This is a genomic window from Cyclobacterium sp. 10D3-21 (assembly GCF_055809755.1).
In genome coordinates, this window is sequence record NZ_CM147924.1 from 3,659,575 (window position 1) to 3,673,533 (window position 13,959).

The window sequence follows — 13,959 nt, forward strand, 5'->3', positions numbered from 1 at the left end:
CCGAATTTAACCTTTATAGGTTCTTTTGAATCTTGGCTTGGCAATTGTACGTTATATAATCTTCCTGAATGAGACAATTATTTTATGGAGGAGATTGATCAAATTGTCGATTTAAGAAAAAAACAGCTATAAGAAATAATTTATTAATAAGATTATGAAAAAAGTAGTAGGACTAGTTGTATTGCTGGTTTTTGTTCAGCAACTGGCCAATGCCCAGAAAAATTCAATAGAATGGCACAGTTTTGAGGAAGTCATAGAGAAGACGGCTGTAAACCCAAAAATGATTCTTGTTGACGTATACACCGACTGGTGCGGTTGGTGCAAGAAAATGGATAGAAATACTTTCACAGATCCGAAGGTCATAGCATACGTAAATGAAAATTTTTACGCCGTAAAGTTAAATGCGGAAGACAGGAAGAAGAAGTTTGAATTCAAGGGAGAAGAATACAACGGACAAACAATGGCTAGGCAAATGAAGGTAAGATCCTATCCCAATTTTGTCATCATGGATTCTGCCATGGAAAGCATCACTCAGCTTCCTGGATATAGAGAACCGGATAACTTTATTAGCTCAGTCAAACTTTTACTCGAAAATTTCGATCATTAATGGCCCAAAATTTTAGTCAAAAAGAAGACACCATCATTGCATTGGCCACACCGCAAGGTGTAGGTGCCATCGCTGTAATCCGACTTTCCGGAAAGGATGCCCTTAAACTGGCCAATCAGGTTTTTTATGGCAAGGATCTGGAGCAACAAGAAAGTCACACGATTCACTTTGGCACCATTCGGGATGAAAAACGTGTGATCGATGAAGTGCTGGTTTCCTTATTTGTTGCACCTAAGTCTTTTACAAAAGAAAACGTAGTAGAAATCTCAACGCACGGCTCTTCTTATATTATCAATCAGGTGATCAAATTGTTGGTCAGAAAGGGGGCCCGCCCTGCCCTACCCGGTGAATTTACCCAACGCGCTTTTTTAAATGGACAGTTTGACCTGGCCCAGGCAGAAGCTGTTGCCGACCTAATTCACAGTGATTCCGAAGCTTCTCATCAGGCAGCCATGAACCAAATGCGTGGTGGATTTTCTGGAGAAATCGCCAGCCTTCGCACCGAGCTGATTCATTTTGCTTCCATGATTGAGCTGGAGCTGGACTTTACAGAGGAAGATGTAGAATTTGCCAGCAGAGATGATTTGAGGATACTTGTAGAAAAATTGCTCCGTGTTGTGGAGCAATTGATCAGTAGCTTTGACTTGGGCAATGTGATAAAAAATGGCGTACCAACCGTAATTGCAGGGAAACCAAATGCGGGTAAGTCCACCCTACTCAATGCTTTACTCAAAGAAGAAAAAGCCATTGTTTCAGATATCGCCGGAACCACCCGTGACTATATTGAAGATGAAATCAATATTGGAGGAGTGATTTTCAGGTTTACAGATACAGCTGGAATTAGGGAAACCACCGACACTCTTGAGGCCATAGGCGTAAGCCGAACGCATGAGAAAATGAAATCTGCTTCGCTGATCCTTTATATGTTTGATTTGGGAGATACCGACATGGTTGAGATCAGCAAAGACATTAATAAACTGGAAAATATGGGTATTCCTTTCCTTAAAGTAGCGAATAAAGTAGACAAGGCCAATCCATTATTTATCAATGAGTTAACTAAATCCTATCCGGATACAATTTTCATTTCTGCAGGAAAGAAAGAGAATCTGGAAACCTTAACTGATCGAATCTTAGCACTGGTCAATTTGGACAAATTCAGGACTGGAAATACCATTGTCACCAATATACGTCACTACGATTCTCTTACTAGAACCCGTCAGTCCCTGCTGGATGTTCTAACTGGTTTGGACGAAGAGGTGACAAACGATTTTCTGGCCATGGACATCCGTCGCTCCTTATATTTCTTGGGTGAGATCACTGGAGAGATCACTACCGACGACCTACTGGCGAATATTTTCAGCAAGTTTTGTATTGGGAAGTAGTCTTCCAAACAACTCATAAACACATCTAAACAAACCTAAAAAACAGCTTAATTTAACTATAATAAATGTTTTTATATTCTTTCTGACTATCCTTTTTTAGTGATATTTTGATGCTTTTTGTACCTTATTTGTACCTAATTCTTTATCTTTATATGAGGTACCAAAATGGAGAGTTAATGAAACATTTTGAAACAAAATGATACATTATGAATCAAACCTATCCGAAATGAAAGTCAGAGATTATCATGAGTTCCAACATCAAAGTCCAAAGAATCTGCCAGGCCGACAGCATTCGATCGTCAAGGCAGTTGGATATCCAGCGTATCAACTATGACTTCATCTTTAAGAAAATGAAGCAAGTTGATTTCCTCAATTTTTTCAAAAGACTTACTGGCAAGAAATGGGACAGTGACGGCAATCATGGCAATTGGTTGAGCGCTTGATGTACACCAATGGTGAGTGCAGTACAGCTGATATTGATAGAGATTTTTGTGAGGACTTCAAAGAGTTTCTGAAAACGACACACAGTATCAAGAGCAAAGCAAAGAAGCTATCTCAAAATAGCCAGGCATCCTATTTCAGTAAATTCTCGGTCAACATCACCGGTATTTCCAGTAGCCATTGAAGAAGCTTTCAAAAAGGACTATTTGGAAGAAAACTATATGCTCAAAATAGGTCACATCAAGCAGAAGGAAACCGAGCGTGAGTTTCTTACCCTTGAAGAGCTCAAAGTCTTGTATAGCACAGAGTGCGAATTTCCCATACTGAAAGTTGCTGCTATCTTCTCAGCCCTGACAGGCTTAAGATAGAGCGACCTAATAAACCTCACCTGGGGCGAGATTCAATATTCGGAAATCAATGGCCACTTCATTCGATTCATTCATGAAAAGACCGATCGACCACAGACCTTGAATGTACCACAGCAAGCTGTGGATATTCTTGGATATCCAAGAGGTCGGGACCACAAGGTATTTCCAGGCCTCAAGTATTCGGCCTGGACAAATCTAAATCTCGCTGTATGGATTATGCGAGCGGGCATTATCAAAAAAATCACCTTCCATTGTTTTCGGCATACTTTCGCTAAGCTGCAGCTGTAGCTGGAAATACCGGTGATGTTGACCCCCCTTGGATTTTGGTAACTAAAAAAGGCTACTATGACAAAATTACATTAATTTTCTAAGACTCTCCCCTTTGAGTTCGATTCTGTGAGAGGTATGCACCAATCGATCCAAAATTGCATCTGCAATAGTGGCTTCACCTATAATATCAAACCAACTTCCTACCGGTAATTGACTGACTATTATTGTAGCTGTTCTGGCATGCCTGTCCTCTATTATTTCCATTAGATCCATTTGGTGTTGTTTTTCCAGATGGGTCAGCCCAAAATCGTCCAGGACAAGCAAACTGGTCTTGGATATTTTGTTTAAGAGTTGATATATGGTTCCTTCCAAACGCGCCATTTTTGTATGTTGCATGAGTTTCTGAACATTGAAATAGGCTACCTTGTACCCCTGTGCACAAGCATGATGTCCCAATGCTGAGGCTGTAAAGCTTTTTCCACATCCGGTGGCCCCTGTTATCAATACAGACTCTCCGTTGTTTATATAACTGCCTGTAGCCAAAGAAGCTATAAGTCCTTTGTCCAGGCCTCGAGAGTTATCGTATTTTAATTCTTCCAGTGAGGCCTGATACCTAAATTTGGCGGTTTTTCGTAATCTTTCAAAACGGCGGTTAGCTCTGTCCTGAAGTTCTGCCTGCAAGAGTATCTCCAGGCCTTCATTGAGCGAGAGCTCGCTTGACCTTCTTGTCTCCATAAGCGCACTCCAGCTTGATTTAAACCCATACAAGCGTAATTGTGAGAGTTGATTCTCAATGTTCTCCATCGTATTTTAGTTTAAGTGATAATTGATTATGGTAATATTCTTTTCCTCTGATATTGTGGTGTTCCGGTAATTTCTTCTTGGGTTGTTCTTCTACATATTCAGTTGTTTTATTTTTGATAACGTTCTGGACAAATAGGTAACTGTAATTTTGGTAATCAATAGCCATTTGACATGCTTTTTCAAAGGTTTTCAGAGATGTGCTTTTATACAGGCTGAACAGCCCATCACAGCTTTTATAGAGCTGTTCCGGGTATCTGTTTTGGGCAAAGACGAGCTCCACAAGCTCCTCCAAGGTTTTCGATAGCTTCCCTGCTTGCTTCTTGTAATATTCAGGACTGCGGTTCAGGTAGTGTTGATGGGTCGAGCACAAGTGCTCTTTATTGGTCGTATACCTGCCAATGCCTGATTTTCGTTTGTGTACAGCTATCAAGTCATGCTGATGAAAAATACGCACCAAAGAACGCGTGTACACTACTTTTAGTTTTTGCCCGATATATTGATAAGGAGCACTGTAATAATGCTTGTCCTCACTCAGGTAGATATGGTTGTTCGGTGCAAGCTTGTACTCTTTGTAGTACTTGATCTCAAAAGATTTTGCGGGCAGTTCCTTAAGCAAAGGTTTTTCGTTAGACAGGAAGTGTTCTTCTCTACAGTAATCACGCCTTTGCATGCGAGTTTGGTTGTGATTGAGCATATGGTGCTTAATGGCATCATTAAGTTGTTGCAAGGAGAAAAACTGTTGTTGCCGGATACGTGCATAAACCCGATTGTAGATAAGCTTGACCTGATTTTCTACCAGCGCCTTGTCTTTTGGTTTTCTTGCACGTGCAGGAACCACTGCCATGTTGTAATGGTTAGCAAAATCCTCAAGAACACGATTAAGAGTAGGTTCATATTTATTGGCCTTTATAACCGCAGATTTCAGATTATCCGGCACCAGTACCTTAGGTACACCTCCAAGGCTTTCCAAACAGCAGGTAAGTGAATAAATAAAATCATCGATGCGCTGACTGGGAACAGCCAAGCAGAAGCCGTAATCTGAATAGGGAAGACAGGCAACAAACACCTGACAATTCATTATCTCTCCTGTACTTTGGTCTATGTATGAAAGTGGCTTACCTGCAAAGTCAACAAATAACTTCTCACCCGGTTGGTGAGTTAAAACCATGGAGGGACTCTTGACCTTAACATGCTGGGACAAGTGATAGCTGAATTGGCTCAGGCTGTATCCTGTGGGCTGAGACATTCGGTATTCTTCCCATAAAAGCTGCTTGGTTACTCCGGTTTTTTTGAGCTCTTCTACATACCCGTCCAATCTGCTTTTTAACACTTCAAATCGATTGTCTTTATATGCGGGATTTCCTGGGTGGAACACTTTTTCAAGAGCGTGATCCTCCATTTTCAACAAGGTGGAAAGCCTTATTTTAGACTTACGGTATTTTTCAAGATAACTTTTGACGGTATTCTTGCTGATACCCAAATCCCGGGCAATGGTCTTATTCCCATAACCTTGATTGTGTAGTTGTAGTATTTGCTTTACCTGACTCATTCTTTTAGGTTTACCTGCCATAATCAGTATTAATTAGTAGTTTAGACTACTAATTAATAAAACCTAAATCCAAGGGGTCAACATGCTCCGTTTTTTAACAAACAGAAGCTACAAATAGGGGTCAATATGCTCCGTTTTATTTTAATTCAAGAGCTAAACTTTGACGCTATTCAAAAATAAAGGGGTCAGTATCCGCCAGAATGTCACATTAAAACATCCCTTTCTGGATCACTGCTTAAGGGGGTCAACATAGTCCGGAATATCCACGCTAAAAGTAATTAGGAACATATTGAGAGTTAGATGGGAATTTTAGAACTAAATCACTAACTTTTTATTGCAAACTTCAGTTGAGATTTTGTCATTATCTACTTAATTTTCACGGGTTAAAGCTAGTGTCTATTGACTTTTAACAGCTTAAACAGTAGGTTAAAAAATGTAAGATGAAAAGGTGGGATAGGTATTCTTACCTCCATCATGAATCATCTTAATTTTAAGAAGGTCAGTATTCTTATTAAGGTAAGGGTTAAGTGTCAAGTCAAGAGGTAACCTACTTGACAAGCTGTAATAAACACCTTAAAACAACACTATTTATTATTCCTCTAAAATTCCATGGAATACCCTACTTGCTCCTCTATTCCCAAGACTGCTCGTTGTAAAAGTTATTTTTTTCCCCTCAAAGGAAAATTTAAGTGTTTCGGTATGGGGGCTTTCAATGTATTTAATCTTTATAACGAGTGTTTGAAAATCTTCCCAATAATAGCTCGAAAAGACTTTATAAGGCGCAAGTCCGTTCAATGCCTTTTTTGCATTTGCTACTAAATAGGGTTTCTTTCTATCGGTCATGCCTGAAACCCAATGCTCTTTGCCAACTGTTAATTTATAGTCCTTTTGCTCCTCAATTACATTCAATACCAAGTCATTGGATTGGAAATCAATGTGAAAATTTATCCTTTCGTCTTCATCTTCCAAAGCAATCTTTTTCTCATCCAATCTATTTTCCATCCACTCATTTTGGACCCCAATTGTAGGACTATGGGAAAGGTTCTCCATACGTTCCTTCAGTGCCAAATCTTTGCTACTATTGCTTTCCCTATCGAAAGCAGGCAATATATGTTCCCAAACTTCGCTTAGTAAGCCTTGAAGATTGGAAGTTTCAGAGGTAATGATAATGACAGCTTCCTGTTTGGGTAAAACTAAAATGTATTGCCCATAAGCTCCGTCTGCACGGTAAGAGTCATGGCGACTTCTCCACATTTGATAACCATATCCCTGAAGCCAATCACTTTTTGCCTTTTCCTCTGAGCTAGCACTTGGATTTTGGAGAATTTTAAGGCTCCTGCCTTCATTTATCCAGCTTTCAGGCAGAATTTGTTTGCCATTCCAGTTGCCATTTTGCAAAAAGAGTTGGCCTAATTTAGCCATGTCTTCTGTTTTGACCCTTAGCCCATAACCTCCGGTATTAATACCTTGTGGACTTGTTTCCCAATCCACTCCATTTATGCCTAGAGGTTGAAAGAGTCTTGGAGTTAAATAATCGATAAGGGTTTGACCAGTTACTTTTTGGACAATTGCAGACAACATATAGGTGGCTGCTGTGTTGTACACGAATTGGCTTCCAGGTTCATTCACTATTGGCACAGCCAAAAAGGATTTTGCCCAGTCCTCCGTTCTTACAATGGAAAAAGTATAGTCCCTTGCATGACCTACACTCATGGTGAGCAGGTGTTTAATTTTCAACTGTTTCAAATTTTCGCTAACCTCAGAGGGAAGGGATTCAGGGAAAAATTTTATCACCTGGTCTTCCACGGAGATAAGCCCTTCATTCACAGCGAGTCCTATTCCTGAAGCCGTATAAGTTTTGCTAACAGAATACATGGTATGCTTCAAATCAGGCCCATAAGGATCCCACCATCCCTCTGCAATTACTTTACCTCTCCGAAGTACCATCAAGCTGTGAAGCTCGTGTTCACTTCCTTTCATCGCATCAATAAAGGATAAAATTCCTTGAGCATCTACCTTCTCCTCTGCTGGAGTACTGTAGGCAAAATCGGTAGCTCTTTCCTGTCCTATCGCCTGAAATGAAAGGAAAAAGAGTAAAAATAATTTTAAAGCTGACTTCATGGGATAGGTTATTGATTGGGTAGGAATGGATAATTTATCTAATGTGTTTTTTAAAATTATGCAATGTTTCCTGGTAATCATATTGCAGGTCTTCGTGAAGCCCTGCAATTAGTTTCTCAATCTTTTTTACCTGAGAGGCATATAAATTATCGATTACAGGATGACGGAATTTGAGGTAACCATATTCAATTATTTTCTCACAGAAGAAGAAAAGCAACTCAATGATAGTTACCTTGTCCTTCGTCAGTTTTAGGCTTTTATTCATCATTCTCCTGATGGCCTGAGCAGATTTCTTGGCCGTAAAATAACTTTTCAAATTTGCATTTTCGAAAGCATCTTCCAAATCCTCCTTAACCATTGCCAAATACAGTTCATGGTTATCGGCTTCAAAAAGTTTGAAGTACACAAAAGCCTTGTTGTCGCGACTCAATTTGCTTAGTTGCAATACCAAATCGACCAATTCGGATTCATTCCTTTGTGTCAGTTCCTTTTTAATGTTCGCCAGGCTTGGAATCTTCATTTTGAAAAATAGTTATTTAATCGTTACGTAAAGGTTTGAATTGCTTTAATTAGCTTAAATAATAACAATTTGACTGTCTACTATTTTGCCCTTTAATTCATTTTTTCCCGTTGACTATTACTGTCCTCACCATTACTGAGTAGGTAAGCAAATGCTTTTGCACCCGGTGTTTCTCGGAGGATCACGGTTATAATGGCAATTATTGGGATAGATAAAACCATACCGATAATTCCCCAAATGGCATTACCGATAATAACCGCTAAAATAATAAAAAAGGGATGCACATCTACTTTATTGCCCAGTATAATGGGTTGAAAAATATAAGAGTCAAGAAATTGAACAATGAGAAATGTGGCTGAAATACCTACTAAAGTATCGAATTCCCCTCCTGATAACAAGCCAATGAATAAGGCCAAAACATAGCCCGCCATATTGCCGATAAAAGGAATCAAAGAAAGAAAGGCGGCAATGAAGCTGATCAACAAAAAGTCTTCTGCACCTGAAATCCACATTCCTAAACTGTAGAGTACCACTAAAATAACCATTAAAATCAACCGTCCATTTAGATAATGCCTAACCACCTGAGCGGAATCATGGGTAACCCTTTTTACTTTTTCTTTGCTCTCATCAGGGAATAATTTCAAAATAAAGGTGTAAAACATATGTCTAAAATGGATAAGAAAAAAGAGGTAAACAAACATCAGTAGAAAGTCAGCTGCGGTACCCATAACTTTTCCCAACATCAAAAATGCTTCTTCCTGTTTTACTTCCGAAGATTTTTCTTCTTCATTCGGTTTTTCACCATTCAAGCCATAAGTTGTTTTATAGGCCTCCAACTTGCTTCGCTCCAAGGGGGTATGGGCCAACACAAATACTTCTACTTTTTGAGCTACCGGGCTCAAACGCTCTTTCATAACATCAGCATCCTCCAAAAAAGACCTCACCTGCAAAGAGATAACAGCAGAAACTCCTATAAAGCCAACAAAAACCATCCCTACAACAAAAGAGGTACTTACTATTCTATGCAGTCCTCGTTTTTCTAAAAACTGTGCGATAGGATAAACCAGTAATGCCAGTACTAAAGCCAAAATTAAAGGTGCCAGTACTTTTTGTGAGGCTACAAGTCCCATAATTAAAAAATACAAAGCCATGATTATTAATGCGGAAAGTACTATAGGGCCGGATCGGGAAAAGAATTTCTTCATGTGTATGTTTTAAATCTAAATGCTTATTGCCAAAATGCAATAAATGTGCTAAGTTTCATTCCTTTCGATTTGTTGTTTTATTTCTGCTACTTTTGAAATGTATTGGTTTCTGATATATTTTAAAGTTAGCCTTCTCGAAGAACATGTATCCTTTTAGACAAATGATCCCATTTAAAAGTTTTAAAATTGTTTGCTAAACGGTCTGATTTTCTTTTGTTTATAATAAATATACAATTAATACTTCCTGGAAAAACGGGCTTAATGCATAGCTAGAATCGAAATTAAAGATATTGTTAGGTAATAAGATATTAACTAAATTGAAATTCTGTAAATTATAATGAATCTCTAATTTATGTTCGAAGGAGAGGCAAACAGCCTGTTTTTAGGGGTGGTCAATCATGAAAAGCAGTACAGTATTTGGCCGAAAGAACGAGAGATTCCTTTAGGATGGAAAGCAGAAGGCATGGAAGGAACTTATCAAAAATGTCTTGAATATATAGAGAATGAATGGAAAGACATGTGGCCTATGCGTTTAAAAAAAAGTAGGGAAGATGCTGAAAATAATAAAGACATAAATTAGAAATATCCGCATTAATTATTTGAAATAATGACAAGAAACAATATACCCAAAAGACCTTTTTTAATTTTACTTATATATCTTATCTCATTCCTAAGCAGCACATCTGCTTTTGCACAGGTCAATGAAATAGCCTTAATAAAAGAAAGAGTGGTCCTTGAATTAAGGTCTGGTACTGTAGATTCAGATCAAGTGGCCTCGTTAATGGATCTGATAAAACCTGATGGTAGCTTTAAGAACATCAAGTACGATGACTTAAGCAGAACAGCCAGTTTCCCACATAGAAAACATACTTTAGCACTCGTCGCTCTGGCCAAAGCTTACCATTCAGAAGGTTCAACCTACAATCAGAATCAACGCTTACTCGAGAAGATTATATTAGCCACCCAATTTTGGATGGACAATGATTTTATAGGGGAGAATTGGCACAATAATCAAATTACAACGCCAAATAACCTTGTCAACCTGATGCTTTTAATTGGCGATAAGCTTCCTAAAGAGCTGGTCGATAAAAGTCAGCCAATGATAGGACGTGCGAACATGGATGCCTCCGGAGCCAGGCCAAGTGGTGACCGGATTGTTATAGCAGGGATTCTTGCCAAGAATCAGTTATTTAATGAAGATAGAGAAGGTTTTGATGAAGTGATCGATATAATAGCCAATGAAATCAAGTTTAATAATGGTGGGCGTGGAATGCAGCAAGATTACAGTTTCCATCACAGAAAAGACAGAGTAAACAATACCACCTCCTATGGTTATGGTAAATACGCCAATGCTTTTGGAGAGTGGTCAGACTATGTGGCGGGCACTTCTTATGCTTTTGAAAAAGATAAAATCAATCAATTGGTCGATTACTATCTTGATGGAGTATATAAACAATTGGTATATGGCGTATATGAAGATATCAGTGTAAAAAACCGATCCATTGCCAACCGATCTTCTTTTAAACCAAAAGGTACACTTGAAATAGAGCGGTTGCTTAGAAGTACAGATTACAGAAAAAAGGAACTTGAAGAAATAATACGGTTAAGAAAAGGAGCGTCCTCTCCTTCCCTATCCTTTGCGAAGTTTTTTTGGCAAACGGAGCATTTTGTGGTACAACGACCTCATTATTATACCACTGTTAGGATGTTTTCCAGCAGAAATAAAAACATGGAGAAACCTTATAATGGACCAGGAATAACCACCCATCATCGGGCCGATGGTACCAACTACCTCATGCTCAAAGGGGATGAATACCATGACATTTGGCCGGTTTATGATTGGCAAAAAATTTCTGGAACTACTATCATGCAGAAGCCGGGCTTGCTGGGAGGAGATATCATCCAAAAAGCGGGTAAAATGGATTTTGTTGGAGCGGTGGAAGATGGCCAAAATGGTGCAGTGGGTTTTGATTTTATCAGTCCTCATGACGGCACAAAAGCCAAAAAATCATGGTTTTTCTTTTACCAAAGTTATGTGTGTCTGGGTGCGGGCATAAAAGGAAGCCAAGACTTACCAATTGTAACAACAGTTGATCAGGTAATAATGAGGTCACCTGTAAGTACATTACAATCAGGTAAAACAGTTGCAAAACTACCTGAAGGAGACCATGAAATCGGTCAACTGAAGTGGTTGTATCATGGGAATATTGGTTATGTTTTCCCGAATGATGTTACTGTTCATGTCTCCAATAAAACCGAAACAGGACGATGGTCGGATATAACGGAACAAAAAAACATATCAAAAAAAGTAGTTTCAGAAGAGGTGTTGAAAGTATGGTTCGACCATGGAGTAAAACCTGAGAATGGTGGCTATGCCTATATGGTTTTTCCCTCCATTTCAGAAAATGAACTCAAAACCATTTATGAAGCGGGAACACCATATAAAATCCTATCCAATACAGCGGAGCTTCAGGCGGTTAAGAACAGCGATGAAAATGAGGTGCAAGCAGTGTTCTACCAATCTGGAAATTTATCGCTTGAAAAGGGGTTGAATTTACAGATGGAAAATGCTGGAATCATAATGCTAAAACTGAAAAGAGGAAAAGTGCAATCCTTTTCAATTTCAGACCCAACCAGGAAATTGAAGGAGCTTAAGTTTACCTTAGACGGACTTTACAACGCCAAAGAAAATGATATTAAAGTCAAAAAAAGCAGGAAAACAAAAACCTCACAGTTTATTGTTCAAATGCCTAAAGGGGCATTTGCTGGAAAAAGTCTTAGTTTTACACTTTAAAAGATTATAGTTAACTACCAAAATTTTAATCTAACCTTAGGTTATTAATCCTCTTATTAACATGAAATACGCCTTCTTAATTTTATGCCTTTATTTCCTGTCTTATAATGGAGTTGTTTCTCAGGAACAACCCAATATCATATTGATAATGGCTGATGATTTGGGTTATGAAGCATTGGCAGCTTATGGGAATGACTATAACCAAACGCCCCACCTGGATAAGATGATTGCTGGAGGAATGAAGTTTGAAAACACGCATTCCATGCCCTTGTGTACACCATCAAGAGTGCAATTAATGACAGGTAAATATAACTTCAGGAATTACCGGGGTTTTGGTATCCTGGATCCTCAGGAAACCACTTTTGGACATCTTTTAAAAGCGCAGGGCTATGCTACTTGCATCGTAGGAAAATGGCAATTGTATGGAAATGCAAAACAAAGAGAGTTGGCTGCTGGTCAAGGGGGAAGTTTGCCACTTGAAGCAGGTTTCGATAATTACAGGCTTTGGCAAGTTACAGAGCTTGGATCCAGGTATAAAGATCCGCTATTGGATACCAGGGAGACAGGTGTAGAATTGTTCGAAGGAAAATATGGTCCAGATCTATTTGTAGATTACCTCGAGGCCTTTATGGAAAAAAATACAGCCAAACCTTTCTTTGCTTACTTCCCAATGGTTTTGACGCATGATCCATTTGAGCCCATTCCAAGTTCAAAAGCATTTCCGGATTATGATCCAAAAACCCGCTTAAATAACCCTGAATTATTTCCGGATATGGTGGAGCATATGGACCATTTGGTAGGCCGTATCATTAAGAAGGTAACCGACCTGGGAATAGCTGAAAATACACTGGTACTCTTTATTGGTGACAATGGCACTGATCGAGACGTAACTTCAACTGTAAATGGTGTGTTATTGCAAGGGAATAAGGGGTATACCAATGATTTGGGCACGCATGTTCCCATGATCGCTTATTGGCCAGGCAAAATTAAGGCAGGAAGCGTTAATCAAAACCTCATAGATTTCACTGATTTTGTACCAACCTTAATGGAAGCCTCTGGAGCTGAAACTAAGAATAATATGGTCTTTACGGATGGTATTAGCTTTTATCCCCAACTTTTGGGAGATGAAAATCCTAAAAATAAAAGGGATTGGATTTTTTGCCATTACGCTCCAAATTGGGGGAAATTTCCACCAAGAACATTTGTGCACAATACCGATTTAAAGCTTTACAAAAATGGGGATATCTATCGATTGAAGGAGGATTTGTACGAAAAAAATCCAGTAAAGAAAGCTGATCTGGATAAGAAATCAGAAAAAGTTATCCGGGTTTTTGAGAAGGTTTTGGATAAAATGGAGGTAGGTAAAGCCAAATCTTAATAATATTGTAGGAGTAGATTGTTAAAACTGGTTCTCCCCTATCTATTGAAATGACTCTATCCTTCTCTAAATTTAGCATTTAGAATCTCAGCCCATCAAAATTGGAAACGGCAAAACAGAGATCATCCTTTATTTTTAATTCCTCTAGAGACTCTCCCGTTCAGATATTTTTAGTTTTGCCCAGTAAATAATCATATGCACCTGTAAAGGAAAATTTCTGATTCCTCCATTTATTCAAATCGAACTAGACAATTGAATGCAAAACTTTTCAATGAAGTCAGAAATGCTGTTGTCTATTCAAAGTCAAACTACAAAGAGGTATCAAATAATTTATTTAACAAATTAAACTCAAAATTGATCCGAACACCAATCTTTGGCTGTAAATTTTTTCTCCATAAGCAAGAGGTATTAATACCAATTCTATTTTCCCTTTAATTGGTTACTTAAGAATAAAAGTTTACTTAAAACAATTTTCTATTGGCTAAAATCAATGGAATAAATAACAATAAAATATTTTTTT

12 protein-coding genes are annotated in these 13,959 nt (G+C 38.5%); 7 read left to right on the forward strand and 5 right to left on the reverse strand.

The window, feature by feature from the left end:
- Positions 1-154 precede the first annotated feature (154 nt).
- From AC0L7T_RS14615 to AC0L7T_RS14630, 4 genes are all read left to right on the forward strand, one after another.
- Positions 155-607 carry a thioredoxin family protein gene (locus AC0L7T_RS14615; RefSeq protein WP_473336058.1) on the forward strand — a complete coding sequence of 151 codons (453 nt, stop codon included), beginning with the start codon at positions 155-157 and terminating at the stop codon, positions 605-607.
- Positions 607-1,989: a tRNA uridine-5-carboxymethylaminomethyl(34) synthesis GTPase MnmE gene (mnmE, locus tag AC0L7T_RS14620; RefSeq protein WP_473336059.1), complete on the forward strand. Its 1,383-nt coding sequence runs from the start codon at positions 607-609 to the stop codon at positions 1,987-1,989. The genes AC0L7T_RS14615 and mnmE overlap by 1 nt, the downstream gene beginning before the upstream one ends.
- A gap of 245 nt (positions 1,990-2,234) precedes the next feature.
- Positions 2,235-2,432 (forward strand): hypothetical protein, encoded by a 198-nt coding sequence (locus AC0L7T_RS14625; RefSeq protein WP_473336061.1) that lies wholly within the window; start codon positions 2,235-2,237, stop codon positions 2,430-2,432.
- Positions 2,432-2,614, forward strand: coding sequence for a phage integrase SAM-like domain-containing protein (locus tag AC0L7T_RS14630; protein WP_473336063.1), 183 nt, complete (start codon positions 2,432-2,434; stop codon positions 2,612-2,614). The genes AC0L7T_RS14625 and AC0L7T_RS14630 overlap by 1 nt, the downstream gene beginning before the upstream one ends.
- A 538-nt stretch (positions 2,615-3,152) precedes the next feature.
- Here AC0L7T_RS14630 and istB read toward each other — a convergent pair.
- The 5 genes from istB to AC0L7T_RS14655 form a co-directional block, all read right to left on the reverse strand.
- Entirely contained in the window at positions 3,153-3,872 is a 720-nt protein-coding gene (istB, locus tag AC0L7T_RS14635; RefSeq protein ID WP_473336065.1) for an IS21-like element helper ATPase IstB, read from the reverse strand.
- Positions 3,859-5,442 carry an IS21 family transposase gene (gene istA / locus AC0L7T_RS14640; protein ID WP_473336066.1) on the reverse strand — a complete coding sequence of 528 codons (1,584 nt, stop codon included), beginning with the start codon at positions 5,440-5,442 and terminating at the stop codon, positions 3,859-3,861. Before istA ends, istB begins: the two co-directional genes overlap by 14 nt.
- Before the next feature lie 570 nt (positions 5,443-6,012).
- Positions 6,013-7,542 (reverse strand): serine hydrolase domain-containing protein, encoded by a 1,530-nt coding sequence (locus tag AC0L7T_RS14645; protein WP_473336068.1) that lies wholly within the window; start codon positions 7,540-7,542, stop codon positions 6,013-6,015.
- A gap of 34 nt (positions 7,543-7,576) precedes the next feature.
- Positions 7,577-8,062 (reverse strand): hypothetical protein, encoded by a 486-nt coding sequence (locus AC0L7T_RS14650; protein WP_473336070.1) that lies wholly within the window; start codon positions 8,060-8,062, stop codon positions 7,577-7,579.
- A 92-nt stretch (positions 8,063-8,154) separates the two neighbouring features.
- The gene (locus tag AC0L7T_RS14655; protein ID WP_473336072.1) at positions 8,155-9,267 is read right to left on the reverse strand and encodes an AI-2E family transporter; all 1,113 of its coding nucleotides are present in this window, start codon (positions 9,265-9,267) and stop codon (positions 8,155-8,157) included.
- A gap of 352 nt (positions 9,268-9,619) precedes the next feature.
- Between AC0L7T_RS14655 and AC0L7T_RS14660 the strand changes: the two genes are divergently transcribed.
- From AC0L7T_RS14660 to AC0L7T_RS14670, 3 genes are all read left to right on the forward strand, one after another.
- The gene (locus AC0L7T_RS14660; protein WP_473336074.1) at positions 9,620-9,847 is read left to right on the forward strand and encodes an MbtH family protein; all 228 of its coding nucleotides are present in this window, start codon (positions 9,620-9,622) and stop codon (positions 9,845-9,847) included.
- A gap of 27 nt (positions 9,848-9,874) precedes the next feature.
- Positions 9,875-12,061 carry a polysaccharide lyase family 8 super-sandwich domain-containing protein gene (locus tag AC0L7T_RS14665; RefSeq protein ID WP_473336076.1) on the forward strand — a complete coding sequence of 729 codons (2,187 nt, stop codon included), beginning with the start codon at positions 9,875-9,877 and terminating at the stop codon, positions 12,059-12,061.
- 61 nt (positions 12,062-12,122) lie between these two features.
- A complete protein-coding gene (locus AC0L7T_RS14670; protein WP_473336077.1) occupies positions 12,123-13,439 on the forward strand; it encodes a sulfatase family protein in 1,317 nt (438 codons plus the stop codon).
- Positions 13,440-13,959: the final 520 nt, after the last annotated feature.